This window comes from Mesorhizobium sp. CA14 (assembly GCF_020165195.1).
Taxonomy (GTDB): Bacteria; Pseudomonadota; Alphaproteobacteria; order Rhizobiales; family Rhizobiaceae; genus Mesorhizobium.
This window is the reverse complement of record NZ_JAIUHR010000022.1, coordinates 17,083-43,261: the sequence shown is the minus strand read 5'-3', so window position 1 is coordinate 43,261 and position 26,179 is coordinate 17,083. Positions and strand designations below refer to the sequence as shown.

The 26,179-nt window shown below is 65.1% G+C and carries 23 protein-coding genes; 12 read left to right on the top strand and 11 right to left on the bottom strand.

From position 1 onward, the window contains the following. Positions 1 to 112: 112 nt before the first annotated feature. The 5 genes from LB565_RS20960 to LB565_RS20940 all read left to right on the top strand — a co-directional run bounded on the left by LB565_RS20960 (position 113) and on the right by LB565_RS20940 (position 6,334). Positions 113 to 484, top strand: a complete 372-nt coding sequence (locus tag LB565_RS20960) for an endonuclease domain-containing protein (protein WP_224587312.1) — start codon at positions 113 to 115, stop codon at positions 482 to 484. 158 nt (positions 485 to 642) lie between these two features. Continuing rightward, positions 643 to 1,269 carry a CDGSH iron-sulfur domain-containing protein gene (locus tag LB565_RS20955; RefSeq protein WP_224587311.1) on the top strand — a complete coding sequence of 209 codons (627 nt, stop codon included), beginning with the start codon at positions 643 to 645 and terminating at the stop codon, positions 1,267 to 1,269. A gap of 53 nt (positions 1,270 to 1,322) precedes the next feature. Then, positions 1,323 to 1,625 (top strand): cupredoxin family copper-binding protein, encoded by a 303-nt coding sequence (locus LB565_RS20950; RefSeq protein WP_224587310.1) that lies wholly within the window; start codon positions 1,323 to 1,325, stop codon positions 1,623 to 1,625. 249 nt (positions 1,626 to 1,874) lie between these two features. Further along, the gene (locus tag LB565_RS20945) at positions 1,875 to 3,893 is read left to right on the top strand and encodes a hydantoinase/oxoprolinase family protein (RefSeq protein WP_224587309.1); all 2,019 of its coding nucleotides are present in this window, start codon (positions 1,875 to 1,877) and stop codon (positions 3,891 to 3,893) included. Positions 3,894 to 4,159: 266 nt separating this feature from the next. Then, complete coding sequence (locus LB565_RS20940) at positions 4,160 to 6,334, top strand: malate synthase G (protein ID WP_224587308.1); 2,175 nt, start codon at positions 4,160 to 4,162, stop codon at positions 6,332 to 6,334. A 130-nt stretch (positions 6,335 to 6,464) separates the two neighbouring features. On the opposite strand, the gene LB565_RS20935 is transcribed toward LB565_RS20940, so the two are convergent. From LB565_RS20935 to LB565_RS20915, 5 genes are all read right to left on the bottom strand, one after another. After that, a complete protein-coding gene (locus LB565_RS20935) occupies positions 6,465 to 7,994 on the bottom strand; it encodes a YifB family Mg chelatase-like AAA ATPase (RefSeq protein ID WP_224587307.1) in 1,530 nt (509 codons plus the stop codon). 131 nt (positions 7,995 to 8,125) lie between these two features. Continuing rightward, positions 8,126 to 9,076 (bottom strand): glycosyltransferase family 8 protein, encoded by a 951-nt coding sequence (locus LB565_RS20930; RefSeq protein WP_224587306.1) that lies wholly within the window; start codon positions 9,074 to 9,076, stop codon positions 8,126 to 8,128. A gap of 199 nt (positions 9,077 to 9,275) precedes the next feature. Beyond that, positions 9,276 to 10,217 (bottom strand): glutathione synthase, encoded by a 942-nt coding sequence (gene gshB, locus LB565_RS20925; protein WP_224587304.1) that lies wholly within the window; start codon positions 10,215 to 10,217, stop codon positions 9,276 to 9,278. Between the two features lie 385 nt (positions 10,218 to 10,602). Further along, positions 10,603 to 10,977 carry a GtrA family protein gene (locus LB565_RS20920; protein WP_224587302.1) on the bottom strand — a complete coding sequence of 125 codons (375 nt, stop codon included), beginning with the start codon at positions 10,975 to 10,977 and terminating at the stop codon, positions 10,603 to 10,605. Then, positions 10,977 to 11,981 carry a glycosyltransferase gene (locus LB565_RS20915; RefSeq protein WP_224587300.1) on the bottom strand — a complete coding sequence of 335 codons (1,005 nt, stop codon included), beginning with the start codon at positions 11,979 to 11,981 and terminating at the stop codon, positions 10,977 to 10,979. The genes LB565_RS20920 and LB565_RS20915 overlap by 1 nt, the downstream gene beginning before the upstream one ends. A gap of 126 nt (positions 11,982 to 12,107) precedes the next feature. Between LB565_RS20915 and LB565_RS20910 the strand changes: the two genes are divergently transcribed. The 7 genes from LB565_RS20910 (at position 12,108) to LB565_RS20880 (ending at position 20,155) form a co-directional block, all read left to right on the top strand. Next, complete coding sequence (locus LB565_RS20910; protein WP_224587298.1) at positions 12,108 to 13,907, top strand: GtrA family protein; 1,800 nt, start codon at positions 12,108 to 12,110, stop codon at positions 13,905 to 13,907. 266 nt (positions 13,908 to 14,173) lie between these two features. Next, on the top strand, positions 14,174 to 15,523 hold the full coding sequence (locus LB565_RS20905) for a putative bifunctional diguanylate cyclase/phosphodiesterase (RefSeq protein WP_224587297.1): 1,350 nt from the start codon (positions 14,174 to 14,176) through the stop codon (positions 15,521 to 15,523). A gap of 265 nt (positions 15,524 to 15,788) precedes the next feature. Beyond that, positions 15,789 to 16,556 carry an SDR family NAD(P)-dependent oxidoreductase gene (locus tag LB565_RS20900; protein WP_224587294.1) on the top strand — a complete coding sequence of 256 codons (768 nt, stop codon included), beginning with the start codon at positions 15,789 to 15,791 and terminating at the stop codon, positions 16,554 to 16,556. Next, positions 16,553 to 17,488 carry a 2-dehydro-3-deoxygalactonokinase gene (locus LB565_RS20895; RefSeq protein WP_224587292.1) on the top strand — a complete coding sequence of 312 codons (936 nt, stop codon included), beginning with the start codon at positions 16,553 to 16,555 and terminating at the stop codon, positions 17,486 to 17,488. The genes LB565_RS20900 and LB565_RS20895 overlap by 4 nt, the downstream gene beginning before the upstream one ends. Further along, positions 17,485 to 18,120 carry a 2-dehydro-3-deoxy-6-phosphogalactonate aldolase gene (locus tag LB565_RS20890; protein WP_224587289.1) on the top strand — a complete coding sequence of 212 codons (636 nt, stop codon included), beginning with the start codon at positions 17,485 to 17,487 and terminating at the stop codon, positions 18,118 to 18,120. Before LB565_RS20895 ends, LB565_RS20890 begins: the two co-directional genes overlap by 4 nt. Positions 18,121 to 18,122: 2 nt before the next feature. Continuing rightward, positions 18,123 to 18,995 (top strand): SMP-30/gluconolactonase/LRE family protein, encoded by an 873-nt coding sequence (locus tag LB565_RS20885; RefSeq protein ID WP_411970677.1) that lies wholly within the window; start codon positions 18,123 to 18,125, stop codon positions 18,993 to 18,995. Positions 18,996 to 19,093: 98 nt separating this feature from the next. Beyond that, entirely contained in the window at positions 19,094 to 20,155 is a 1,062-nt protein-coding gene (locus LB565_RS20880) for a D-alanine:D-lactate ligase-like protein (RefSeq protein ID WP_224587285.1), read from the top strand. On the opposite strand, the gene LB565_RS20875 is transcribed toward LB565_RS20880, so the two are convergent. The 6 genes from LB565_RS20875 to dnaK all read right to left on the bottom strand — a co-directional run bounded on the left by LB565_RS20875 (position 20,152) and on the right by dnaK (position 26,018). Then, the gene (locus LB565_RS20875; protein WP_224587284.1) at positions 20,152 to 20,439 is read right to left on the bottom strand and encodes a DUF1330 domain-containing protein; all 288 of its coding nucleotides are present in this window, start codon (positions 20,437 to 20,439) and stop codon (positions 20,152 to 20,154) included. The two genes, LB565_RS20880 and LB565_RS20875, sit on opposite strands and share 4 nt — an antisense overlap. 173 nt (positions 20,440 to 20,612) lie before the next feature. Next, on the bottom strand, positions 20,613 to 21,296 hold the full coding sequence (pyrF, locus tag LB565_RS20870; RefSeq protein ID WP_224587452.1) for an orotidine-5'-phosphate decarboxylase: 684 nt from the start codon (positions 21,294 to 21,296) through the stop codon (positions 20,613 to 20,615). A gap of 23 nt (positions 21,297 to 21,319) precedes the next feature. Beyond that, the gene (locus LB565_RS20865; protein WP_224587283.1) at positions 21,320 to 21,916 is read right to left on the bottom strand and encodes an NADPH-dependent FMN reductase; all 597 of its coding nucleotides are present in this window, start codon (positions 21,914 to 21,916) and stop codon (positions 21,320 to 21,322) included. Between the two features lie 106 nt (positions 21,917 to 22,022). Beyond that, positions 22,023 to 22,628: a phospholipid N-methyltransferase PmtA gene (gene pmtA, locus LB565_RS20860; protein ID WP_224587282.1), complete on the bottom strand. Its 606-nt coding sequence runs from the start codon at positions 22,626 to 22,628 to the stop codon at positions 22,023 to 22,025. 147 nt (positions 22,629 to 22,775) lie between these two features. After that, a complete protein-coding gene (dnaJ, locus tag LB565_RS20855) occupies positions 22,776 to 23,903 on the bottom strand; it encodes a molecular chaperone DnaJ (RefSeq protein WP_224587279.1) in 1,128 nt (375 codons plus the stop codon). A 201-nt stretch (positions 23,904 to 24,104) separates the two neighbouring features. Beyond that, positions 24,105 to 26,018, bottom strand: a complete 1,914-nt coding sequence (dnaK, locus tag LB565_RS20850; RefSeq protein ID WP_224587277.1) for a molecular chaperone DnaK — start codon at positions 26,016 to 26,018, stop codon at positions 24,105 to 24,107. Between the last annotated feature and the right edge of the window lie 161 nt (positions 26,019 to 26,179).

The window sequence follows — 26,179 nt, the reverse complement described above, 5'->3', positions numbered from 1 at the left end:
CCTTGTGGGAGAAGGTGGCTCGGCGCGCAGCGCCGAGTCGGATGAGGGGTGCTCCAGCGGAGTGCGACCTCGGATATTTTGAGCGGTCACCTACGTCGGCTAATCTTCTACCATGCCGCACCAACCCGTCACCTCGGCCAAAAGGAATTTCGCTAGGTCGATGCGCCGTGAGTCGACCGACGCGGAGGACCGTCTATGGCAGGAATTGCGCGGTCGTCGTCTCGACAACACCAAATTTAGGCGGCAAGTGCCGATTGGTCGATTCGTGGCGGATTTCCTTTGCGCCGAGGCCAAGCTCGTCGTTGAGATTGACGGCAGCCAGCATGCGGAATCGCGCCATGACCAGGAACGCGATGCCGAGCTGAAAGTCAGGGGCTTTCGCGTGCTGCGGTTCTGGAACGACGATGTCCTGAAGGACATGAACGGGGTATGCGACACCATCATCGCCTATGTGCGGGACGAGAGTCTGCAGCCTTGGCGGTAGCGGGGCGCACGCGTTCTTGCCAAGCTGGAGCACCCCTCATCCGTCTCGGCGCTGCGCGCCGAGCCACCTTCTCCCACAAGGGGAGAAGGGGAGTTCATTCTTGACGCCCCTCTCGCCCCCGCCCTAGCCTCGCCTCGACCCAACAGGAGACCCACCCCATGGCAGGCACGGTCGAAGGCGAGAAGATCGACGTTTCTTTCAGCGGCAAGCGTTGCATCCATTCGCGCAATTGCGTGCTCGGCAACCCGCATGTCTTCGTGCCCAACGCGCCGGGCGAGTGGATCCACCCTGACGCGGCAATCGTCGAGCGGGTCGTGGCGCTGGCGGAAAACTGCCCGTCGGGCGCCATCACCTACACCCGCAAGGATGGCGGGCCGCAGGAGAGGCCGCCGGTGGTCAACACCGTGCGGCTGCGCGAGAACGGACCGCTGGCCGTGCATGCCGAGATCGTGCTCGGCGAGGAGACCCTCTTCCGCGCCACGCTCTGCCGCTGCGGCCTGTCCCAGAACAAGCCGTTCTGCGACAACAGCCACATCAAGGCCGGCTTCACCGCCACCGGCGAGCCGCCGCTGAAGGAGGCGCAGGTGCTCGAAGCGCGGGACGGCCCGCTGACGGTCACCCCCACTGTCAACGGCCCGCTCAAGGTCGAAGGCAATGCGGAGATCGTCACCGGCACCGGGCATACCATCGCCCGCACCACAAAAGTTTTTCTCTGCCGCTGCGGGCATTCGGCCAACAAGCCGTTTTGTGACGGGTCGCATAAAAGGGTGGGCTTCGTGGCATGACAAATGCTGCGCCCGCCTTAGTTTAAGGTGGGGACTCTCAGGAGGAATCCACCATGCGCACCATGCTCACCCTTGCCTTGCTTGCCTTCGCAATGCCCGCCTTCGCCGCAAACCACGCGGTTGAGATCAAGGACATGAAATTCCACCCGGCCAAGATCAGTGTCGCCGTCGGCGACACGGTGACCTTCACCAACGCCGATTCCAAGACGCACACCGCCACGGCGGATGACGGTTCCTTCGATACCGGCCAACTCGCCAAGGGCAAGCGCGCCAAGGTCAAGATATCGGCCGCCGGCGCGCATCCGTTCCATTGTTCGATCCACAGCTCGATGACGGGCACCGTCACGGCGAAGTAGGCGGGGGAATCTTCCCGAGGGGGAGATGGCCGCAAAGCGGCCAGAGGGGTCGCCGCGCGTGGAGTGCCGACGTCGTTTGTCGTCGCAGAAGACGCCGGCGTTCGATGCGCCAGCACCCCCTCTGTCGCCTTCGGCGACATCTCCCCCTCAAGGGGGGAGATTACCTGGCCCATCCCTCCCGCCTTTATCCGCCAGCCGGTATCCGCTAAGGGGCAGACAGCAAACCTCTCGCCCCGGACTGCCTGCAAAATGACCGCCAAGTCTCACCCCCTCTTCCTCGGCATCGACACCGGCGGCACCTACACCGATGCGGTGCTGTGGTCGGAGGAAGGCCCGAAGGGCAAGGTGCTGGCCAAGGCGAAGTCGCTGACCACACGCCACGACCTCGCCGTCGGTATTTCCGGCGCGGTCGATGCGGTGCTGGAAAAATCCAAGACCAATCCTGCCTCGATAAAACTGGTTTCGATGTCGACGACCCTCGCCACCAATGCGCTGGTGGAGGGCCAGGGCGGGCGCGTGGCGCTGGTGATGATCGGCTTTTCCGAGGCCGACCTCGCCCGCGACGGGCTGAAGACGGCGCTGGGCACCGATCCGGTGGTGTTCTGCCCCGGCGGCCATGACGTGCACGGCAATGCGGCAAAACTTGACCTTTCCGGGCTCGAGGCGGCGCTGCCGGAACTTGGGCGTTCGGTGTCGGGCTTCGCCGTCTGCGCCTATTTTGCCACCCGCAACCCGGCGCATGAGCTTGCCGCTCGCGACCTGATCCGCGAGAAGACAGGCCTGCCGGTCACCGCCAGCCACGAGCTTTCGGCCAAGCTCGGCGGCCCGCGCCGGGCGCTCACCACCTTGCTCAATGCAAGGCTGATCTCGATGATCGACCGGCTGGTGGCGGCGACCGAAGGGTTTCTTGGCAAACGCGGCATTGCCGCGCCGCTGATGGTGGTGCGCGGCGACGGCGCGCTGGTGTCGGCGGCGTTTGCCCGCCAGCGGCCGATCGAGACGATCCTGTCCGGCCCGGCCGCCAGCCTTGTCGGCGCCCGGCACATGACCGGGCTGGACGACGCCATGGTCTCGGATATCGGCGGCACCACCACCGATATCGCCGTGCTCGATGGCGGCCGGCCGCGCCTCGATCCGGAAGGCGCCACCGTCGGCGGCTTCCGCACCATGGTCGAGGCTGTCGCCATGCGGACTTTCGGCCTTGGCGGCGACTCCGAAGTGACGCTGGAAGACGGCGCGCTCGACCCGAAGATCCTGCTAGGGCCGCGCCGCCTGGTGCCGCTGGCGCTGGCGGGCATGGTGCATGGCGAGGCCGTGACTATCGAACTGGAAAGACAACTCCGCGCGCCCAATCCCGGCCGCATGGACGGGCGCTTCGCCCTGCGCACCGGCGTGCCGGACCGGCTCGCCGCTGGCCTGACCGCGCCGGAGGCGAAGCTCTACGAGGCGATCGGCGCCACGCCGCTGGCGCTCGACAGGCTGCTCGCTTCGAATGCGCAGAACGCCACGCTGAACCGGCTGGTCGCGCGCGGTCTCGTGCATATCTCCGGCTTCACGCCGTCCGACGCTGCCCATGTGCTCGGCAAGCAGGCCAATTGGGACGCCGCCACCGCCCGGCTCGGCGCCGAGCTGTTTTCCCGCCGCCGCGACGGCCGCGGCCAGACGATCGCGGCGACGCCGGAGGAGATTTCGCAGCGCGTGCTCGTCACGCTGACCCGCTGGTCGGCCGAATATATCCTCGAAACCGCCTTCGCCGAGGACGGGCTGGACGGTGCCGCCACCGTCGCGCATGCGCTGGTGCAGCGCGCCGTCGACGCGCATCCCGGCATCGCCCGCTTCACCGTCGCGCTCGACCGCCCGGTCATCGGCCTCGGCGCCTCGGCGCCGCTGCATTATGCCGGCCTGCCGCCGCTGATCGGCAATGGCTGCATCGTGCCGGAAGACACCGATGTCGCCAACGCGCTCGGCGCCGTCGTCGGCCAGGTGCGCGTCTCGGCCGAGGCCCGCGTCAGCCAGCCCAAGGAAGGCCTGTTTAGGCTGGCATCGGGCCAGACGGTGCGCGACTTCACCGAGGAGGAAAAGGCGATCGAAGCGGCGCAAGCCGATGTGCGCGCGATCGCGGCCAAGCGCGCGCAAGACGCCGGCACCGACAGCGCCGAGATCGAAATCGCCACCGACTTCAAGGTCTCGACCATCGAGGGCCAGCGCATGTTCATCGAGGCGCATGTGGTGGCGGTGGCGTCGGGGCGGCCGCGGATTGCGGTGTGAGCGCGGCTTCCCCTTCTCCCCGTTTCACGGGGAGAAGGTGCCCGAAGGGCGGATGAGGGGCGGCGCCAGCGTATGTTGCTGTTCTCCTCGACTTCAATCGGCCGATCAACGCATGCTAATTGTCAGCGCCGCGCTGCCCCTCATCCGGCTGCCGCCACCTTCTCCCCGTGGAACGGGGAGAAGGAAGCCTAAATCCTAAGCCGAATTGACCCCGCAACCCCAAACATGCCAAACGCCCGGCAAGCCACCTATCTGGAGACGAGCAGATGACCGACCGCATCGAGATCGCCGGGTTGCAGATTGCCCGGGAGCTCCATGACTTCGTGGCCGAGGAGGCCACGCCCGGCACCGGCATCGACCCGGAAAAATTCTGGACCGGCTTTTCGGCCATCGTCCACGATCTCGCGCCGAAGAACCGCGCGCTGCTCGCCAAGCGCGACGCCATGCAGGAAAAGCTCGACTTCTGGTATCGCGAAAACGGCGCGCCGATCGACATCGAGGCCTACAAGAATTTCCTCAAGGAGATCGGTTATCTGGTGCCGGAAGGGCCGGCCTTCAGCGTCTCGACGGAACATGTCGATCCCGAGATCGCCGTTGTCGCCGGGCCGCAGCTCGTCGTGCCGGTGATGAATGCGCGCTATGCGCTCAACGCCGCCAATGCCCGCTGGGGTTCGCTCTATGATGCGCTCTACGGCACCGACGCCATTCCCGAAACCGGCGGCGCCGAGAAGGGCAAGGCCTTCAATCCGGCGCGCGGCGCCAAGGTGATCGCCTGGGCGAAGGATTTCCTCGACCAGTCGGTGCCGCTGACCACCGGCAAATGGGCCGGTGTCAACGGGCTGTCGGTGGCGAATGGCGCGCTGAAAGCGGGCGAGGGCGCCGGCGCCACGACGCTTGCCGATCCAAGGCAGTTCGTTGGCCATCGCGGCGATGCCGCAACGCCGGAAGCCGTGCTTCTGGTGAAGAACGGGTTGCATATCGAGATTGTCATCGACCGTGCCAACCAGATAGGCAGGACCGATCCGGCCGGCATCGCCGACGTCCTCCTCGAGGCCGCGTTGACCACCATCCAGGACTGCGAGGATTCGGTCGCCGCCGTCGACGCCGAGGATAAGGTCGTCGTCTATCGCAACTGGCTTGGCCTGATGAAGGGCGACCTCGCGGAAGAGATCACCAAGGGCGGCAAGACCTTCGTCCGCAAGCTCAACCCGGACCGCACCTACAGCTCGCGCGGCGGCGGAACGCTTACGCTGCCCGGCCGCTCGCTGATGCTGGTGCGCAATGTCGGCCACCTGATGACCAATCCGGCGATCACCGACCGCGACGGCCACGAGGTGCCGGAAGGCATCATGGATGCGGCGATCACGGCGCTGATCGCGCTGCACGATGTCGGCCCGAACGGGCGGCGGATGAATTCCCGCGCCGGCTCGATGTATGTGGTGAAGCCCAAGATGCACGGGCCGGAAGAGGTCGCGTTCGCCGTCGAGATTTTCGACCGCGTCGAGGCGCTGCTCGGCATGGCGAAGAACACCATCAAGATGGGCATCATGGACGAGGAGCGGCGCACCACCGTCAACCTCAAGGAAGCGATCCGCGCCGCGAAGGAGCGCGTGGTGTTCATCAACACGGGCTTCCTCGACCGCACCGGCGACGAGATCCACACCTCGATGGAAGCCGGCCCGATGATCCGCAAGGGCGATATGAAGCAGGCCGCCTGGATTTCCGCCTACGAGGCATGGAATGTCGATACGGGGCTCGAATGCGGGCTCGCCGGCCACGCCCAGATCGGCAAGGGCATGTGGGCGATGCCGGATTTGATGGCGGCGATGCTCGAGCAGAAGATCGCGCATCCCAAGGCCGGCGCCAACACCGCCTGGGTGCCGTCGCCGACGGCCGCGACGCTTCACGCCACGCACTATCACAAGGTCGACGTGCACGCCGTGCAGGCGGCGCTGAAGAGCCGGCCGAAGGCGAAGCTCGACGACATTCTGTCGGTGCCGGTCGCGGTGCGACCGAACTGGACGCCGGACGAGATCCAGCGCGAGCTCGACAACAATGCGCAGGGCATCCTCGGCTATGTCGTGCGCTGGATCGACCAGGGCGTCGGCTGCTCGAAAGTGCCCGATATCAACGACGTCGGGCTGATGGAGGACCGCGCCACGCTGCGCATCTCCTCGCAGCACATCGCCAACTGGCTGCGCCACAAGGTGTGCTCGGAAATCCAGGTGAGGGATTCGCTGCAGCGCATGGCGGCGATCGTCGACCGCCAGAATGTCGGCGATCCGCTCTACAGGCCGATGGCGCCGGACTTCGACACTTCCATCGCCTTCCAGGCGGCGTGTGATCTGGTGTTCAAGGGGACGGTCCAGCCCAACGGCTATACGGAGCCGGTGCTGCATGCGCGGCGGCTGGAGCTGAAGGCACGCGAGCGGATGAGGTAGCGCCCGCGCCCGTTTCGACCAACGTCACAGCTTGCGTGTTACGAAACCTGCGGCTTTGGTGATTGGCGAAATCACCGGCCAGAGCGTCCTTCTTCCCGTTTACGGGGAGAAGCGGCTAACCGCGCCCGCTTCACGCCGCCTGCGCCATCCGCTGCGCGCTCATGCGATAGGAAATCGCCTCGGCCAGATGGATGCGGCCGACCGTTTCGCTGGCATCGAGGTCGGCCAGGGTGCGGGCCACTTTGAGCACGCGGTGATAGGCCCGCGCCGAAAAGCCGAGCTTTTCGCTGGCGTCCTTGAGCAGCGTCAGGCCGGCGGCATCGGGCTTGGCGATCTCTTCGATGATCGACGGCGGGCAATGCGCGTTGGTGGTGGCGCCGGCGCCGAGCTTCTCCAGTCGTTCGCGCTGCATGGCGCGCGCACGCGCAACGCGCTGCGCCACCGCCGCGCTCGTCTCGGCCTTGTCCGGCCGGATCAAGTCGCTCGCCGAGACCGCCGGCACTTCGATCCTGAGGTCGATCCGGTCGAGCAACGGGCCGGAAATGCGCGCCTGGTATTCGGTGCGGCAGCGGTCGCCGCGCAGGCAGCGATAGCCGGGCTCGCCCGACATGCCGCAGCGGCACGGATTCATCGCCGCCACCAGCTGGATGCGCGCCGGATAGGTGACGCGGTGATTGGCGCGCGCGATCATGCAGTCGCCGGTTTCCAGCGGCTGGCGCAGCGCATCCAGCGTCTGTGGCGAAAATTCCGGCAACTCGTCGAGGAACAGCACGCCGTGATGGGCGAGCGAAGCCTCGCCCGGACGCGCGCGCAATCCGCCGCCGACCATCGCCGCCATCGAGGCGGAGTGATGCGGCGCGCGGAAAGGCCGCCGGTCGGTCAGCTTGCCTTCGCCCAGCTCGCCGGCGACGGAGGCGATCATCGAGACTTCCAGGAGCTCCTTGGGCGCCAGCGGCGGCAGGATCGAAGGCAGGCGCTGCGCCAGCATCGACTTGCCCGAGCCTGGCGGGCCGATCATAAGCAGATTGTGCCCGCCAGCCGCCGCCACTTCCAGCGTCCGCTTGGCGCTTTCCTGGCCCTTGATGTCCGCGAGGTCGGGCAGGTCGCGCGCGGCGAGCTGGATGCCGGCTTCAGGCCGCGACAGCACCTGCGTGCCGCGAAAGTGATTGGCGATGGCGATCAGGCTGCGCGGCGCCAGAATGTCGAAATCCTTGCCCGCCCAGGCCGCCTCCGGCCCGCAGGCGAAGGGACAGATCAGGCCCTTGCCTTCGGCATTGGCGCCGATGGCCGCCGGCAGCGCGCCGGCCACGCCTGCGATGGTGCCGTCGAGCGACAATTCGCCAAGCACCACGTAACCGGCCAGCATGTCGCCAGGGATGGCGCCGAGCGCCGCCATCAAGCCGAGCGCGATCGGCAGGTCGTAATGGCTGCCTTCCTTGGGCAGGTCCGCCGGCGCGAGGTTCACCGTCACCTTCTTCGACGGCATCGACAGGCCCGACGCGTGGAGTGCGGCCTGCACGCGCTCGCGGCTTTCGGCCACCGCCTTGTCCGGCAGGCCGACGATCTGCATGCCGACCTTGCCCGGCCCGACCATCACCTGGACATCGACCGGCAAAGCCTCGATGCCCTGGAAAGCGACCGTGCGAACCCGCGCCACCATTTTGTCCAAGCCCCCCGATACCGGCTCGCACGCGGCTCTGCGATCAGGCCGCGAGCGAGGTCAGGCTAGACAACCACAGATTTTCGTTTTCGGCAAGAACATTACGAGAACGGATGCAACCGCGCTTCTCGTTACGGCGCAGCAGTCGAATGTTGCGGCGGCAACGGAACCTTCGAGAACATCCTACCCAGGCCTCGTAGATGCGGCTTGGTGAATCGACTGCGATAATAGTGAGTGGCCAGGGCGGAGGACCAGTATTTTCTTCGCAACCCGATAAGGCCAAGGATCATCTTCCGCCTACGGGCGGATTTCAAAATAAGCGTCCCTTCCGGAATATCCAAACCCGACAGGATTCTGTAGAAATTGAAAACATCGGCGAAAGGCACGCGCCTGTAGCGCCAGGGCTTGGCCGATCCCGCATAGTGGATCACCTTGGGAAGCCGCCGTTCGATTTCCACATACCGCTCTGAAAAGAAATTCCATTCCCTGCCCAGGAAAAGAACCCGTCCGCGCACCACCGTATTCAAGGCTGTCTGGTCGAGGTATCGCGACTTGGCTGTTTCTCGAACTTTTGCAAAGATCTTGTCTGCAATGCCTTCCCTGCGCCAGGCGACGAGATTCATCGCCAGAACGCCGGAATTTATATATTCATTCCGGGACATTTCGATATCGTCGAGCTCCTCCTGCTCGACGAAGCCGTCAATCACGCCGGCGACCAAATTGTCGCCCAAGTCCACCGACCAGAGACCGCCGAGATCGGATACCACCAGCGTATCCGCATCCATGTAGATGGCCTTGTCGCAATCGGGCAATATCCCGGGGATGAGTATTCGGGCATATGCCGCAGTCGTCAGCAGCTTGCCTCTTGTCGGCAGATCGGAAATCCGCTCGGCGTCTGCCTGGACGATCTGGCAGTCAATTCCTTTTCGTTCACAAAAACGACGAAGCTCTGTCACGGTCGCGGGCTCTATTCCCGCGTCGATAACGACGAATTTCGCCTCTCGATTATGAATCCAAGCAGAAAAGATGAATAAAAAAAGCCCAGGCACAAAGTTATTGTCGCTTGCAGTGACAATTATCATGAAACTGCGACCCCTGGAAAACGGGGAGCCATGCCCTGCCGGGGTGGATAGAGCGCGAGAGCGTTCCCGGTCACAGGCAGCACATTGGCAGTTCGCCCCTCAAATAGCTCATCGTCCGCTGCAGGCGGGGGCCCCAGTTGCCTTATTCGGCGACACGACGGGCCCGATGCATGGAGCGCCGCCTGCATCATGAAGAGAATTACCCCCGCTTCCCCTCAACACAATCCCAGAACAGGGCGGCAATATCGGCGCCGCCGAAACGCTGCACTTCGCGCACGCCGGTCGGCGAGGTGACGTTGATCTCGGTCATGTAGTCGCCGATCACGTCGATGCCGACCAGGATGAAGCCGCGCTCCTTCAGCGCCGGTCCGATGCGAGCGCAGATCTCGCGCTCGCGCGCGGTCAGCTCGGTCTTCTCGGCGCGGCCGCCGACATGCATGTTGGAGCGGGAATCGTGCTCGGCCGGCACGCGGTTGATGGCGCCGACGGGCTCGCCGTCGATCAGGATGATGCGCTTGTCGCCCTTGCGCACGTCCTTGAGATAGCGCTGCACGATATAGGGCTCGCGGAACAGCTGGCCGAACATTTCGAGCAGCGAGGCGAGGTTGCGGTCGGCCTCGTGCAGATGGAAAATGCCGGCGCCGCCATTGCCGTAGAGCGGCTTGACGATGATGTCGCCGAATTCCTTACGGAAGGCGGCCACCTCCTGAGGGTCCTTGGTGATCAGCGTCTCCGGCATTAGGTCCGGGAATTCGGTGACGAATATCTTTTCCGGGCTGTTGCGCACCCAGGCCGGGTCGTTAACCACCAGCGTCTTCGGATGGATGCGCTCCAGAATGTGCGTGGTGGTGATGTAGTTCATGTCGAAGGGCGGGTCTTGCCTGAGCAGCACGACGTCCATCTCGGAGAGGTCGGTGCGCACCTTCTCGCCCAGCGAGTAATGGTTGCCCTTCTCGTCGCGCACCTGCATCTCCTCGACGCGAGCGAACACCTTGCCGTCCCGCATCGACAGCTGGTCGGGCGTGTAGTGGAAAAGCTTGTAGCCGCGCCGCTGCGCCTCCAGCGACAGCGCGAAGCTCGTGTCGCCGGCGATCGACACGGTCGAGACATGGTCCATCTGGACGGCGATCTTCAGCGGCATTTGCGGTCTCCGGGAACTCAGACGCCCGATATAAGGAAATCGGCGGCGCCTGCCAATCGTGCTCGCTTGGTGCAGAAGCTCAGAGACCTGTTTCGAAATTCGCTCTGGCGAGTCATATGGTGGTGGTTTCGAGAACCGGCCTAAGCCGGCCGTAGCCTTCATATGGCGGAGACACTTATGAGGGCTTCGGTCGGCGAAGGCCGGAGCGGAGCGGACATTTGGGTCCGTGAGCCGCACATGACCCCGAAATCGATACCGATTTCGGAAAGGATCATGTGCAAAATCAAAGCGGTACAGCGTCCTTTGCGTCCGAAGGACGCGCGGCGCTGTAGGAAGCGCAGAAAACGCCATCAGATGGCCGCCAGAGTAGAATTTCCAAACGGTCTCAGCGGTCGAAGACTAGGCGCGAGTAGCCGAGGAAGGACAACGCCATCGCAATGATCGAGGCGGCGGCAAGCGCCACGAGTGGCGGCAGAGCCGGCAGCGCGAAGAGCAGCGCGCAGTAGACCAGGTAATTGACGATGCTGGTGGCGATGCCGACGCCGCCGTACCGGGCGCCTTCCTGCGCGATGCCCCGGCTCGATGGCGCGAAGGTGAGATGGCGGTTCACTTGCCAGGTGACGCAGAGCGCGAAGCCGATCGACAGCACGCGCGCTGAGAGCGCGCCGAGCGGCGTCGCGGCAAGCAGCAGCCAGAGCGCCGCCGCGTCGGCGACGAAGCCGATGCCGCCGGCAAGGGCGAAGCGGAAGAGGCGGCCCACTATGCCGCCCGCGAGGACTTGCCCGGCTCGCTCTTGGGCGAGGCCTGCGCCAGTATCCCGCGCTCGGCGCGGCCGGAGGAAATCGACAGGTAGAAGATGCGCTTCTGCTCGGCTCTGCCGCGCGATACGGAATCGAGGATGAAGCCAGTCATCATCGAGAGCATGGCCAGAAGCAGCATGCCGATCGACAGCACCCAGGTCGGCATGCGCGGCACCAGCCCCGTCTCGGCGAATTCGATCAGCACCGGGATCATCAGGCCGATGCTGGCCGCCAAGAAGAACAGCGCGAACGTGCCGAAGAAGCGCAGCGGCTGCGTCTCCTTCACCAGCATGGCGAACATCCACAGGATCCTGGCGCCGTCGCGGAAGGTCGACAGTTTCGACGACGAGCCCTCCGGGCGGCGGCCGTAATCGAGCGCCATCTCGCTCACCGGCAGCTTCAGCTGCGAGGCATGCACCGACATCTCGGTCTCGATCTCGAAGCCGCCGGACACGGCCGGGAAACTCTTGACGAAGCGGCGCGAAAACACCCGGTAGCCGGAGAAGATATCGGTGAAGTCGGTTCCGAACAGGCCCTTGTAGAGGCGGTTGAAGACGCGATTGCCGAAGGCGTGGCCGTTGCGGCCGGCATCGTCGGTCACGCCGCGCCTGGTGCCCACCACCATGTCGGAGCGTTCGGTCTGCAGGATATTGATCAGCTGCGGCGCATCCTCCGGCGCATAGGTGCCGTCGCCGTCGGCCATCACATAGATGTCGGCGTCGATGTCGGCGAACATGCGCCGCACCACATTGCCCTTGCCCTGGCGCGGCTCGCGCACGACGGTGGCGCCCGCGGCGCGGGCTTTCAGCGCCGTGAGGTCCTTGGAATTGTTGTCGTAGACATAGATCGCGGCCGAAGGCAGCGTCTCGCGGAAGCGCCGCACGACCTCGCCGATCGTCAGCTCCTCATTGTAGCAAGGCAGGAGCACGGCGATGACCGGCTCATGGCGGACTGCATGCGGCATGTCTGTCTCCGGGCGCCCGATCCAGCCCCGGCCGCACCTATGCCGGCCCCGTCGAGCCGTTTTACTATTTATTGAAGCCGTTAAGGCTAGGTTTAAAACCGATCCTCTCCTTCAAAGGCCACCGCAATGGGCACAGCCGAGAACGGCGCCGCCACCTGGAAGTCCGATCTGGTGCTGGCCCTGCTGGTCGCCCTGCTCGCCTTCGCCATCGATGCGTGGGCCGGCTTCGGCCAGCTGACCGATGCGGGCGGCGACAACGACAATCTGCTGCGCCTCGTCGAGGTCCGCGACCTGCTGGCCGGCCAGGGCTGGTTCGACCTGCACCAGTACCGGATGGGGCTGGAAGGCGGCTTCGTCATGCATTGGTCGCGGCTGGTCGACGCGCCGATCGCCGCCATCGCGCTTGCCGCCTCGGCGCTCACCGGCAGCAGGCCGCTTGGCGAGGACGTGGCGCAGGTGCTGTGGCCGGCGCTGCTCTTTTGGTCGACCTTGTTCTTCACCGCCCGCGCTGCGCGCAGCTTCGGCGGCGGCGGCGCGGTGCTGCCCGCCATACTGGTCGGCGCCGCCGGCTATTACTTCATCGGCATCTACGACCCCGGCGCGCTCGATCACCATAACGTCCAGCTGATGCTCACCATGGCGAGCCTCGCTTTACTGCTTGAGGCGCCCGCGCGGCGCTGGTCCGCATTTTTGTCCGGCCTTTGCGCGGCGCTGACGCTCGCCGTCGGCATGGAGACCGTGCCCTATGTCGCCACCATCGGCGTTTGCGTGGCGCTGCTGTTCGTCGCGGATCCGGCTGGCGAGCGGATGATCGCCCGGGATTTCGGCCTCGGCTTTGCCGGGGTCGCGGCGCTTGTCTTCGTCATGACGGTTTCGCCTTCCGCATGGGGCGCGGCTCAGTGCGACGCCTTCTCGGTCGTCCAGTTCCTCGTCGCGGCCGTTGCCGGCGCGGGGCTGGCGGCGATCGCCTCCGTCGAGCCTGCCGCCGGCAGCTGGCGGCGCAGGCTGGGGTCGCTCGCCGCGCTAGGGGTTGTCCTCGGCGTGGTCGTCGCGGTGCTGTTCCCGCAATGCCTCTCCGCGCCCTATGGCTCCCTCGATCCGCGCCTCAAGGAACTGTGGCTCGACCATGTCGACGAAGCCCAGTCGCTGTTCACGCTGCTTGTCCGCGATCCGGCGCGCGTGGCGGCGCGTTACGCCACGCCGCTGGTCGCGATCGTCCTGATGGCGCTGCGTTTGCGCCGCGGCGGCTGGCGGCGGCAGGACAGCCTCGTCGCCGCACTGCTCGTCGTCGCTTTCGTGGTCGGCGCCTGGCAGGTCCGCGGCACTACCTTCTCGATCGCCTTCGCGGTCGTCCCGCTGTCAGTCTGGATTGCCAAATGGCGGGCGCGGGCCGAAACCAGTTCCTCGCTCGGCGTGGCGCTGCGCCTTGCGGCCGTGTGGCTGGTCTCGATGAACCCGGTCTGGACAGGCGTCGCCGCGGCCGCCTCGGTCGCATTGGAAAAAGGTAAGGACGTCGCCGACGGCGGCACCGCGGACAAGACTTGCGAGAAGAAGGCCACCTTCGCACTGCTCGGCGCCATGGCCGATACCACCGTGCTGACGATCTCCAATCTTGGAGCGCCGATCCTCGTCTATAGCGGCCATCGCGTCTTCGCCGGCCCCTATCACCGCAATGTCGCCGGCAATCTGCTGGCGCTGGATGCCTTTCTCGGCTCGGCCGATGACGCGCGCGCAATCGTCGAGGCGCATCGCGTCGGCCTCGTCGCCATCTGCCCCGGCAATGTCGAGACCCTGATCCTGACCCGGAAAGCGCCGCAGGGCTTCCTTGCCGGCTTGTTGCGCGGCTCCGTGCCGGACTGGCTCAAGCCGGTCAGCGAGACCAGGGGCAGCCCGATCGAGCTCTATCGCGTAAAGCAAGCCGGCTAGAGCAATGTCCCGAAAGTGCGAAACGGCCTTTGGATCGCAATTACTTGAATGGAAGCTGCATCGCCGGAAAAGAACTGTTCGACACTTCCATTAGAAATTACGCATAAACGCATATTTGGGCTGGCCTAGCCTTCTTTGCCCGAAGCTGAACCACCGTCCGCGACGCAGGCAACTTCCGGACGATGGAAAAATCGATTTTCCGATACGTTTCCTAAACGCTTTGCTGCCAGTCTGGCTGAAAATACCGACATCAGAACAGAGATATGATGCAAACGACGTTTGGCACCGGTCGGCCGGCCACGGAAAGCACGGATCTGGCCTTCACCGATTCGTTGACCGGGCTCGGCAACCATCGTCGATTCTTCGACAAGGTCGATCGCCTGATCGGCGACCGCGCCGACGATCCCGCGCCCTTTACCGTGGGCATCCTCGACCTCGACGGCTTCAAGCCGATCAACGACCTGTTCGGCCACAAGGCCGGCGACGACATCCTGGTCCAGGTGGCGATGCGGCTGCGCGCCTCGATGGACGGCTATTCCACCGTCTGCCGCATCGGCGCCGACGAGTTCGCCTTCCTCTACCCGATGGTGTTCTCGGAGGAGCAAGCGGCCGAGACGTCGCGCATGCTGATCGAGATATTGTCGGCGCCCTATGACGTCGGCGAGCGCACCGCCAGGCTCTCCGCCTCGGTCGGCTGCTCGCTATTCTATTCCGGCGACGAGACCACCGAGATCCTCCTCAACAAGGCCGAGACCGCGCTCTACCACGCCAAGCGCTCGGGGCGCGGCCGCGTCGTCGTCTATACCCGCGAGATGGAGGAGGCGGCCAAGCGCGTCACTCGCATCGAGCAGGCGCTGCGCCGCGCAGTCTCGGCCGGCGAGGTCGAACCGCATTTCCAGCCGATCGTCGATTTGAACAGCCGCCGCACCATCGGCTTCGAGACGCTGGCGCGCTGGACCGACCGCGACCTCGGCGTGGTGCCGCCATCCGTCTTCATCCCGATCGCCGAGGAACGCGGCATCATCGGCCCGCTGTCGCAGCTGGTGCTGCGCAAGGCGACCGAAGCGGCGCGCAGCTGGCCGAAGGAGCTGTTCTTGTCCTTCAACCTGTCGCCCTCGCAGCTTGTCGACCAGAACACCGGCCTGCATATCCTGGCCATCCTCGACCGCACCGGCTTCGATCCGCGCCGGCTGGAGATCGAGATCACCGAGACCGGGCTGATGAACGACCCGGCCTCGGCCGAGAAGATCGTCGAGGATTTGCGCCGCGTCGGCATCCGCGTCTCGCTCGACGATTTCGGCACCGGCCAGTCGTCGCTCGGCCGCCTGCGCGAGTTCCATTTCGACAAGCTCAAGATCGACCGCGCCTTCGTCTCCTCCATCCTCGACGACCGGCCCTCGGAACATATCATCCGCGCCATCCTGGCCATGTGCGAAGGGCTCGGCATGGATGTCGTCGCCGAGGGCATCGAGGATGAGGCGCAGGCCGACCGTCTCGTCCAGTTCGGCTGCGCCGGCGGCCAGGGCTACCTGTTCGGCAAGCCGGCCGATGCCGACGCCACGCTCGGCTATCTGCGCGATTCCTATCGTGGCGCGCTGCACGCCAAGGCGATCTGACCAATTCGCGGCGACTAACCGCATGTGACTGCGCCGGCCCCCTCATGCGGCCGCTTCGCGGCCACCTTCTCCCCGAGGGGAGAAAAGACTGGCGCCAACGCCGGCAATCTCCTCTCCCCTCGGGGAGAGGTCGGCCGAGCGAAGCGGAGGTTGGGTGAGGAGCAGCGCTCATTTGTCGGACATAAGCTACCGAACCCACCATTTCGTCCTTGCCCCCGGGCCCGGCGTGGCTAGGATGCGCGCCGGCAAAACGGGAGAAGAGATCATGATGCCATCGGCGCGTTTCGCCGACCTCGACGGCGCCTCGGTGCTGATCACCGGCGGCGGCTCCGGCATCGGCGCGGCGCTGACCGAAGGTTTTGTGCGGCAGGGCGCCAGGGTCGCTTTCATCGACATCGCTGACAAGCCAAGCTTGGCCCTTGCCGACCGATTGGAGAAGGAGCTTGGCCGCCGCCCGCTCTATCTCAAGGCCGACCTGCGCGACATCGAGGCGCTGCGTGCAGCCGTTGTCAAGGCGGCCGAGGCGCATGGCGACGTCACCGTGCTGGTCAACAACGCCGCGCTCGACGAGCGTCACGCGGTGGAAGACGTCACCGTCGAGTTCTGGGACAACAATCTTGCCATCAACCTGCGCCCGCATTTCTTCACCGCCCAGGCCGTGGCGCCCGGCATGAAGCGCGCCGGCGGCGGCTCGATCATCAACTTCACCTCCACCTCGTATCTGATCAACCACCCCGATATGCCGGCCTACACCGCGGCCAAAGCGGGCATACTCGGCCTCACCAAGGGCCTTGCCGGCAAGCTTGGGCAGGACCGCATCCGCGTCAACGCGGTGGCGCCAGGCTGGGTCATCACCGAACGGCAGCGCGAGCTCTGGGTCACCGACGAGGCGCTCGCCGCCCATGTCGCCAAGCAATGCATCAAGGATGTCATGCAGCCCGACGACATGGTGGGCACGGTGCTGTTCCTGGCGTCGGACGCCTCGCGCATGCTGACCGCCCAGATGCTGATCGTCGATGGAGGCTTCCTGTGAGCCCGGCACCGGCGGTCGCCGCGCTCGACTGGGGCACGACCAGGCTCAGGGCCTGGCTGCTCGACGGCACGGGCAAGGTGCTTGCCGAGCGGCGCGGCGATGACGGGCTGATCACCGCCCGCGAAAAGGGTTTTGCCAGTGTGCTGGAAGGCCACCTTGCCGCCATGGGCGCGCCGGACACGCTGCCCGTCATCATCTGCGGCATGGCCGGTTCGCGGCAGGGCTGGATCGAGGCGCCCTACGTCACCGTGCCGGCGCCGATCGGCGCCATTTTGCGCGGCGCCGCCCGCGTCGAGGGCTCGAGCCGCGACATCCGCATCGTGCCCGGCCTCGCGCAGCGCCTGGCCGACGCGCCGGACGTCATGCGCGGCGAGGAAACCCAGCTTGCCGGCGCCGGTTTGCCGGCAAAAGGACGCCGTCTCGTCTGCATGCCGGGCACGCATTCGAAATGGGTCGCGGTCGCGGACGGCGCGGTCGAAGGTTTTTGCACCTGGCCGACCGGCGAATTGTTTTCCGTCCTGGCCACGCACTCGATCCTGAAACATTCGCTGGGCGAGCATCCCGCTCCGGTCGCGGCGGACAGCCCGTTCTTCCGGCAATGGTGCGAGCGGGCCTTGGGCGAAGGCGGCGACGTCACCTCGAAACTGTTTGCCATCCGCGCCGCCGGACTTCTGCAGGATCTGCAGCCCGCCGACGCCGCGGCATGCCTGTCCGGGCTGCTGATCGGCGGCGAGATCGCCTCGGCGAAGCGGCGCTACGGCGCCAGCGAAGCGCCGGTGGCGCTCATCGCCTCGGGCGCGCTGGCCACGCTTTATGGCGCGGCGCTCGGTTTTGCCGGCCTTGCTTTCCGCAGCGTGGACGCCGATGAAGCGGTGCGTGCCGGCCTTGTCGAGGCCGCGCGCGAGAACGGCATGATTGGAGGCGCTTCATGAGCCAGACCGCACCCTTCCCGAAGCTCAAGCGCGGGCTTGTCGCCATCCTGCGCGGCCTGAAGCCGTCCGAGGCCGTGGCGATCGGCCGGGCGATCTACGACGCCGGCATCGAGGCGATCGAAGTGCCGCTCAATTCGCCGGAGCCGTTCGTCTCCATCGCCGATCTGGTCAAGGCGCTGCCGCAAAGCGCGCTGATCGGCGCCGGCACGGTGCTGACGGCGGCAGATGTCGATGCCTTGCATAAGGCCGGCGGCAAGTTGCTCGTCAGCCCCAACATCGATGCCGAGGTCATGGGGCGCGCCATGCATCACGGTATGGTGACCATGCCCGGCGTGTTCACGCCCACCGAAGCCTTCCAGGCGATCCGGTTAGGGGCCTCGGCGCTGAAATTCTTCCCCGCGAGCGTGCTTGGATCGAGCGGCATTGCGGCGGTGCGTGCCGTCCTGCCGCCGGCCACCTTGATCGGCGCGGTCGGCGGCGTTTCCGACAGAGATTTTGCCGGCTACAAGGCGGTCGGCATCCGCGTCTTCGGCCTGGGGTCCAGCCTCTACAAGCCAGGCATGACGGTCGAGGAGGTGGGGCAGCGCGCCCGCGCCGCGGTCGCCGCCTGGGACGAAGCCTTCGGAGGATGACAATGGACGGCGTTTCGGTTTTTTCCGACCATATCTGCGAGCTCGGCGAGGGCCCGAGCTACGATCCCGCCACCGACACGCTGTTTTGGTTCGACATCGTCAATGGCAAGCTTCTGGAAAAGCCGCTCGCCCGCGCGCTGAAAATCCATGATCTCGGCGTCATGGCCAGCGCCATCGCCGTCATCGACGCCGACCGCCAGCTGATCGCGACGGAGATCGGCCTGCAGGTCCGGGATGTGAAAACCGGTAGGCTGACGCTGCACACGCCGATCGAGGCCGACAATCCGCTGACGCGCTCCAACGATTCCCGCGTCCATCCTTGCGGCGCTTTCTGGACCGGCACGATGGGCAAGGGCGAGGAGAAGGGCGCCGGCTCGATCTACTGGTTCTTCAAGGGCGAATTGCGCCGGCTGTTTTCCGACATCACCGTCTCGAACTCGATCTGTTTTTCCGAGGATGGGACGATCGCCTATTACACCGACACCGCGACCGGGCTTCTGATGCGCGTTGCCTGCGATCCGGCGACCGGCCTACCCGAGGGCGAGCCGAAGGTGTTCGTCGATCATCGCTCCTCGAAAGGCTATGTCGACGGTTCGGTCGTCGACCGCGACGGCGTGCTGTGGAATGCCGTCTGGGGCGGCAAGGCGGTGAAGGCCTATGCGCCGGACGGCACGCTGCTGCGCGAGATCGCCATGCCGGTGACACAGGCCTCCTGTCCGGCCTTTGTCGGTGCAAAAGCGGACCGGCTGGCGGTTACCTCCGCCTGGAAAGGCAAGGACGAGAAGCAGCGCGCGCTCGATCCGCAGGCCGGCATGACCTTCCTGCTCGACATTCCCGTCAAAGGCCGCTTCGAGCCGCGCGTGCTGATCGCCTGAACGCTGTCACGCATCCGCCCGCGCCGGTCGGTTTCCCGCAAGCCGATTGCCGCGGCCGTGCGATGGTAGCGCTCTGATTTTGACCAGGGCAGACGTCCATGCCGCAGGACAAGCCGACTCTCATCCTCGTCTACGAACCGGAAAAGGCCTGCCTCGACCGCCTGTCCGCCGACGGCTACCCGGCGGATCGTGCCCTGGAAATCTCGTCCTATCTGGCGCAATCGACCGACCTTAAGCCGGAGTTCGGCCGGCTCGCCGGGGCTTGCGAAAAGCGCGGCCTCGCCTTCGAGCCTGTCGAGCTCGACCACGCGACGCCGATCCTGGCGAAAGCCGATCCGGCAACGACGCTGGTCTGGACGCTGACCGACGGCATCGCTTATTTCCGTGGCGGTGTGGCGCCGGCGCTGGCGCGGCTGAACGGGCTGCGCACCATCGGCGCAGACGATTCGCTGTTCGCGCTCTGCCAGGACAAGCTGCGTTCAGGCGCCGTGCTCGGCGCGCTCGGCCTGCCGGCGCCACGGGCCGGCCTAGCGCGCAATGGCGCATGGCTGGTCGAGCCGCCTGCTTCGCCCAAGGGCTGGTTCGTGAAACCCAACCGGCTCGGCGCCAAGATCGGCATCTGGCCGGATTCGCGCATCGCCGATCTCGATCATGCGCTGGAGCTTAGCCGGCGCGTTTTTTCGCATTACCGCGACGATGTCGTCGTCCAGCCCTATGTCGCCGGCCGCAACGTGCGGGCGAGCTTTCTTGGGTTGAAGGAAGAAGCCGGCGTCGAGGCTTTGGGCATTTTCTTCGTCGATTCCGGCGGCGACTTCCAGACCATGGCCGACTCGATGGCGCTCTATGGCGAGACCGGCCAGGCGGCGAAGGATGCTGGCATCTATGCCGAGCCGGAACTTGAGGCCGTCGGCGCCAGTCAGCCGGAGGCGGATCGGAAAATCCGCGCCATCGCGCAGAAATTGATATGCGGTCTCGGCCTGAAAGATGTCTTTTCCGTCGACTTCAGGGTCGAGCCCGACGACACCGTCCATCTCATCGAGTTCGAAGTCTGCCCCGGCCTGCCTTGCTTCGATTTCCGCGACTATTGCCGAAAGCAATGGGGCATGAGCCTGGCCGACGCGCTGGCAGAGACCGCCGCCAACCGGCTTTTTGCTGACTAAACGCCCTCGACCAGCACGATCTCGCCGTCGGCCACTTTCTGGCGGATGGCGACGGCGTGCTGGTATTCCGGCGAGTGGTAGCAGTCATGCGCCGCCGCCAGCGATTCGAACTCGATGATGACGTTGCGGGCGCGCCCCGGCCCTTCGGCCTTTTCATGCTCACCGCCGCGCGCCAGGAATTTGGCGCCAAAGCGATCGAAGGCGAGCTTCGCGGCGGCGACATAGTCCTTGTAGCCCTCGGCGTCGCGCACATCGACGCGGGCGATCCAATATCCCTTCGGCATTCTTTTTCTCCTGTCTGTTTTTCGCGAACGAGGACCAGTTCCGAAAGTCGCTCCGGTGAGGCAGCTGGTGGTGTTTTCGAGAACCGGAGCGGAGCGTACTTAAAGTACGTGAGCACCGGAAGCGCAGAAAACGCCGCCGGATGACCGCCGCAGTAGAGTTTCCGAACTGGTCCTCAGGCCGATTGCATTTCCGCGAGGATCGTCTCTGCCGCGGCGCGGCGATCAGGCGCGGCGACAATCGGCCGGCCGACGACCAGATGGCTGGAGCCATTGCGGATCGCCTGCGCCGGCGTCACCACGCGTTTTTGGTCGCCATGGTCGCTGCCCGCCGGCCGGATGCCCGGCGTCACCACAGCCAGGTCGGGTCCGACGATGCGGCGCACCGCTTCGGCCTCTTCCGCCGAGCAGACGATGCCGCCCATGCCGGCATGCAGCGCCTGTTCGGAGCGCCTGAGCACCAGCGTGTGCGGGTCGTATTCATAGCCGGCGTCGATCACGTCCTGCTCGTCCATCGAGGTCAGTACCGTCACGCCAAGCAGGCAGAGCTCGCTGCCCTTGGACGCCTCGACAGCCGCTCTCATGGTTTTGGGATAGGCATGCAGCGTCAGCATCGTCATGCCCATCTTGACGATGTTCTCGACGCCCTTGGCGACCGTGTTGTCGATATCGAGCAGCTTCATGTCGAGGAACACTTTGGTGCCGCCGCTGGCGAGCTCCCGCGCGAAATCCAACCCGCCGGCAAAGGCGAGCTGGTAGCCGATCTTGTAGAAGGAAACAGTGCCTTCGAGCTCGCGCACCGCTCTCTCGGCCTCTTTCAGCGTCGGCAGGTCCAGCCCAACGATCAGCCTGTCTCGCATGGTGTCGGCCTCCGCGAAATTGATCACGCCTCGATCCGGGTGGATAGCATGCGCGAGGTTTCGATCAGTGTGCGGCATAGGCGCTCCATCGATTGGTGTAGTCTGGCGTCCCTGAATTGTCCGTCCTCGGCGAAGGCTTCGCCTGCCTCGGAGACCGAGCATTCGGGCGTGATCACCTCCATCTGGCAGCGCACCAGCACCGCGCGCAGATGGTTGATGCAACGTATGCCGGCGAACTTGCCCCCGGAGGACGAGCAGAGCCCGACCGGCTTGCCGGCCAGCGGCCTGAACGTGCGGCTGCCCTCGAGCCGTATCCGGCTCACCCAGTCGATCGCGTTCTTGAGCAATGGCGGGATCGAGCCGTTATATTCGGGCGTCGCGATGAGCAAGCCTTCATGCGCGGCGATCTGGCGGCCGAGCCTGATCGCGTTCTCGGGGATGCCTTTTTCCTTTTCCAGGTCCTCGTCCATGATCGGCAGCGGATAGTCGCCGAGCGAGATGCGCGTCACCTCCGCGCCCTGCAAGGCCAGTTCCTTCTGCGCCACATCGGCGGTCCGGCCGCTGAAGGCGCCGTTCCGGGCCGAGCCGGCGAAGACGAGGATTCTTGGGATCACTGCCATTGGCTCGCTTCGCTAAGGGAATGGGGAGTAAGGCAGTAGGGCAGCAGGGTGGGCGTGGAAGCTGAACCGTTCATCCCTATTCCCCTGCTGCCTTGCTCCCTTATCCCTAATGCCCTGCGCGCCGGTAGATCCACAGCTGCGTCGGCGGGATGTTGCGGAAGATGAAATCGAAATGCTCAACCGTGTAGTCGCCGCGCCCGGCCGGGATCGGCGACAGCGGGCCGTAGGTCAGCTGCACGATCGGCCGTCCGGCGGGAATGCGGTCGAGCAGGCTTTCGATATAGGCGACACGCTGGGCGACCGGGAAGTTGAGCAGCGGCACGCCGGAAACGACCGAATCGAACACCATATCGCGCTTGTCGCCGAGCGTGGCATTGAGATTGAAGGCGTCGCCCTCGATCACGTTGACGCCGGGATAGAGCCCGCGCAGATGGCGCACGAAGTCGGTCGAATATTCGACCGCGTAGAGGTTTTCGGGCTTCACGCCCTGGGCAAGGATGGCGCGGGTGATGACACCGGTGCCGGGCCCGACTTCGAGCACCGGCAGGCCCGATCTCGGATCGACGATCGACGCCATCTTGCGCGCGGTGATGGAACTGGTGGGGACGATCGAGCCGACCGTTTTCGGCTTGTCGATCCAGCCTTTGAAGAACTTCAGCTCGTCGTCGAATTTTTCGGCCAGCGCTTTGCGCAACCCGGGACTACGTGCCATCACGAGCTCTCCTCAATGCTCAGCCTCCCGCTCCGCTACTTAGCAGGTGGGTGGAACAAGGCAAGGCGTCAAGCTGGCATAAGGTGTTGATGACGCTTGGGCAGCGGGTCGCCCTTCCGATGCCGTGCGTAATGCGGGCTGTGGCGATCAGTTTTCGCCGAACGACTCGAAGAAGTCCTTCATGCGGGCGAAAAAGCCGCTCGACTGGGGCGAGTTGTCCTTGGACGAAAGCTGCTCGAACTCTTCCAGCAATTCGCGCTGGCGGCGCGTCAGGTTCTGCGGCGTCTCGACCGCCGTCTGGATATAGAGGTCGCCGACATTCGGCTGGCGCAGCACCGGCATGCCCTTGCCCTTCAAGCGGAACTGGCGGCCGTTCTGGGTGCCTTCCGGCACTTTCACCTTGGTCTGCGTGCCGTCCAGCGTGGTGACCTCGAAGGAACCGCCAAGGGCGGCCGTCGTCATCGAGATCGGCACCTTGCAATAGAGATCGGCGCCGTCGCGCTGGAAGAATTCGTGCGGCTTGACCGCCAGGAAGATGTAAAGGTCGCCGGATGGTCCGCCGCGCAGGCCCGCCTCGCCCTCGTTGGCAAGCCGGATGCGGGTGCCGTCCTCGATGCCGGCCGGGATGTTGACCGACAGCGAGCGTTCCTCGGTGACGCGGCCCTGGCCGGCGCATTTCGGGCAAGGGTCCTTGATCGTCTGGCCGCGGCCCTGGCATTGCGGGCAGGTCCGCTCGATCGAGAAGAAGCCCTGCGTGGCGCGCACCTTGCCGTGGCCGTGGCACATCGAGCAGGTCACCGGCTGCGTGCCGGGTTTGGCGCCGCTGCCGGAGCATTCCGCGCAGGAGATGGAGGCCGGCACGCGGATCTGCGCCGTCCTGCCGGAAAAGGCTTCTTCCAGCGTGATTTCCATATTGTAGCGCAGGTCGGCGCCGCGTTCGCGGCCGCCCGACGAACGGCGCTGCCGGCCGCCCATCATGTCGCCGAAGATATCCTCGAATATGTCGGCGAAGCCGCCGGCGCCGAAGCCGTGTGCCGCGCCGTTCATGCCGCCCTCAAAGGCGGCGTGGCCGAAACGGTCATAGGCGGCGCGCTTCTGCGGGTCCTTCAGCGTCTCGTAGGCTTCGTTGATTTCCTTGAACTTGTGCTCGCAGGCATGGTCGCCAGGGTTGCGATCGGGATGGAACTGCATGGCGAGCTTGCGGAAAGCGCTCTTGAGTTCCTTGTCGTCGGCGCCTTTTTGCACGCCCAGCGTTTCGTAGAAATCAGCTTTCATTTTTTCCCGCTGTCCGGATGCTCAATGTCTTCAAGCATTGTTGGCGACGTTTGCCGGCACGTTCTTGGATTTAGGAGCGATGTTTGCCGGATGCTAGTACCAAGCCGGGTCGCTCCGGGTTTTTCTGTCATTTTTTCGATTGGGGTTGCAAAAAAGCCCGGCCGTGCGCCGGGCTTTTCGCATAATCCGCCGTCAGCCGGCTCAGGCCGACTTCTTCTTCTCGTCGTCTTCGTCGATTTCCTCGAAGTCGGCGTCGACCACATCCGAATCCTTGGCGGCATCCGCCTTGGCGTCGGCTGCCGCTTCCTTCTGCGAGGCCTCGTACATGGCCTGGCCGAGCTTCATCGACACTTCGGCGAGCGACTGCGACTTAGCCTCGATGTCCGCCGGGTCGTCGCCTTCGGCGGCGGTCTTCAGGGCGGCGATCGCGTCCGAAATCGCGGTGCGGTCAGCCTCCGAGACCTTGTCGCCATAATCCTTCAGCGACTTCTCGGACGAATGCACCAGCGCCTCGGCCTGGTTGCGGGCCTCAACGAGGGCGCGGCGCTTCTTGTCTGCGTCGGCATTGGCCTCGGCGTCCTTCACCATCTTCTCGATGTCGGCGTCGGACAGACCGCCCGAAGCCTGGATGCGGATCTGGTGCTCCTTGCCGGTACCCTTGTCCTTGGCCGAGACGTTGACGATGCCGTTGGCGTCGATGTCGAAAGTGACCTCGATCTGCGGCACGCCGCGCGGAGCCGGCGGGATGCCGACCAGGTCGAACTGGCCAAGCAGCTTGTTGTCGGCCGCCATTTCGCGCTCGCCCTGGAAGACGCGGATCGTCACCGCCGACTGCGAATCCTCGGCGGTCGAGAAGGTCTGGCTCTTCTTGGTCGGGATCGTCGTGTTGCGCTCGATCAGTCGGGTGAACACGCCACCCAGCGTCTCGATGCCCAGCGACAGCGGCGTCACGTCGAGCAGGAGCACGTCCTTGACGTCGCCCTGCAGCACGCCGGCCTGGATGGCGGCGCCAAGCGCCACGACCTCATCCGGGTTGACACCCTTATGCGGCTCCTTGCCGAAGAACTGCTTCACGATCTCCTGGATCTTGGGCATGCGGGTCATGCCGCCGACCAGGACCACCTCGTCGATCTCGCCAGCCTTCAGGCCGGCATCCTTGAGCGCCGCCTTGCAGGGGTCGATGGTGCGCTGCACGAGGTCCTCGACCAGGCTTTCGAATTTCGCCCGGGTGAGCTTCATCGTCAGGTGCTTCGGGCCGCTGGCGTCGGCGGTGATGAACGGCAGGTTGATCTCGGTCTGCGTCGTCGACGACAGCTCGATCTTGGCCTTTTCGGCCGCTTCCTTCAGGCGCTGCAGCGCGAGCTTGTCGGCCTTGAGGTCGATGCCCTGTTCCTTCTTGAACTCGGCCGCCAGATATTCGACGAGCCGCATGTCGAAGTCCTCACCGCCGAGGAAGGTGTCGCCATTGGTCGACTTCACCTCGAACACGCCGTCGCCGATTTCCAGCACGGAAATATCGAAGGTGCCGCCGCCAAGGTCATAGACGGCGATGGTCTTGCCGTCCTTCTTTTCCAGGCCGTAGGCAAGCGCGGCGGCCGTGGGCTCATTGATGATGCGCAGCACCTCGAGGCCGGCGATCCTGCCGGCGTCCTTGGTCGCCTGACGCTGGGCGTCGTTGAAATAGGCCGGAACGGTGATGACCGCCTTCTCGACCTTCTCGCCGAGATAGGCTTCCGCCGTCTCTTTCATCTTCTGCAGGATCATGGCCGAGATCTGGCTGGGCGACTGCTTCTTGCCGCCGGCCTCGACCCAGGCGTCGCCATTGTCGCCCTTGACGATCTTGTAGGGGACAAGCTTCTTGTCCTTCTCCGTCACCGGGTCGTCATAGCGGCGGCCGATCAGGCGCTTGACCGCGAAGATGGTGTTTTCCGGATTGGTGACCGCCTGGCGCTTGGCCGGCTGGCCGACGAGACGTTCGCCGTCGCTCGAAATGGCGACGATGGAAGGTGTCGTGCGCGCGCCTTCAGCGTTCTCGATCACCTTGGGGTCCTTGCCATCCATGATGGCGATACACGAGTTGGTGGTGCCGAGATCGATACCGATAACTTTTGCCATTGTTCTAATCTCTCCTCTAAGCAGGCTCTCTGGACCCTTCAAAAGGCGTTCCGACGAAAGCCCCTGTTCACAAGAAATCCCGTCATGGTCCCCGCTTTTTAGGGCTGGACGGCTGGCGCGTATATAAGAACAGGCGACACAAGGCGCAAGCATTCTGCGCA

Coding starts and splice junctions, on each gene's coding strand:
- LB565_RS20960 (WP_224587312.1), top strand. CDS start 113: ATGCCGCACCAACCCGTCACCTCGGCCAAAAGGAATTTCGCTAGGTCG.
- LB565_RS20955 (WP_224587311.1), top strand. CDS start 643: ATGGCAGGCACGGTCGAAGGCGAGAAGATCGACGTTTCTTTCAGCGGC.
- LB565_RS20950 (WP_224587310.1), top strand. CDS start 1,323: ATGCGCACCATGCTCACCCTTGCCTTGCTTGCCTTCGCAATGCCCGCC.
- LB565_RS20945 (WP_224587309.1), top strand. CDS start 1,875: ATGACCGCCAAGTCTCACCCCCTCTTCCTCGGCATCGACACCGGCGGC.
- LB565_RS20940 (WP_224587308.1), top strand. CDS start 4,160: ATGACCGACCGCATCGAGATCGCCGGGTTGCAGATTGCCCGGGAGCTC.
- LB565_RS20935 (WP_224587307.1), bottom strand. CDS start 7,994: ATGGTGGCGCGGGTTCGCACGGTCGCTTTCCAGGGCATCGAGGCTTTG.
- LB565_RS20930 (WP_224587306.1), bottom strand. CDS start 9,076: ATGATAATTGTCACTGCAAGCGACAATAACTTTGTGCCTGGGCTTTTT.
- gshB (WP_224587304.1), bottom strand. CDS start 10,217: ATGCCGCTGAAGATCGCCGTCCAGATGGACCATGTCTCGACCGTGTCG.
- LB565_RS20915 (WP_224587300.1), bottom strand. CDS start 11,981: ATGCCGCATGCAGTCCGCCATGAGCCGGTCATCGCCGTGCTCCTGCCT.
- LB565_RS20910 (WP_224587298.1), top strand. CDS start 12,108: ATGGGCACAGCCGAGAACGGCGCCGCCACCTGGAAGTCCGATCTGGTG.
- LB565_RS20905 (WP_224587297.1), top strand. CDS start 14,174: ATGCAAACGACGTTTGGCACCGGTCGGCCGGCCACGGAAAGCACGGAT.
- LB565_RS20900 (WP_224587294.1), top strand. CDS start 15,789: ATGATGCCATCGGCGCGTTTCGCCGACCTCGACGGCGCCTCGGTGCTG.
- LB565_RS20890 (WP_224587289.1), top strand. CDS start 17,485: ATGAGCCAGACCGCACCCTTCCCGAAGCTCAAGCGCGGGCTTGTCGCC.
- LB565_RS20885 (WP_411970677.1), top strand. CDS start 18,123: ATGGACGGCGTTTCGGTTTTTTCCGACCATATCTGCGAGCTCGGCGAG.
- LB565_RS20880 (WP_224587285.1), top strand. CDS start 19,094: ATGCCGCAGGACAAGCCGACTCTCATCCTCGTCTACGAACCGGAAAAG.
- LB565_RS20875 (WP_224587284.1), bottom strand. CDS start 20,439: ATGCCGAAGGGATATTGGATCGCCCGCGTCGATGTGCGCGACGCCGAG.
- pyrF (WP_224587452.1), bottom strand. CDS start 21,296: ATGCGAGACAGGCTGATCGTTGGGCTGGACCTGCCGACGCTGAAAGAG.
- LB565_RS20865 (WP_224587283.1), bottom strand. CDS start 21,916: ATGGCAGTGATCCCAAGAATCCTCGTCTTCGCCGGCTCGGCCCGGAAC.
- pmtA (WP_224587282.1), bottom strand. CDS start 22,628: ATGGCACGTAGTCCCGGGTTGCGCAAAGCGCTGGCCGAAAAATTCGAC.
- dnaJ (WP_224587279.1), bottom strand. CDS start 23,903: ATGAAAGCTGATTTCTACGAAACGCTGGGCGTGCAAAAAGGCGCCGAC.
- dnaK (WP_224587277.1), bottom strand. CDS start 26,018: ATGGCAAAAGTTATCGGTATCGATCTCGGCACCACCAACTCGTGTATC.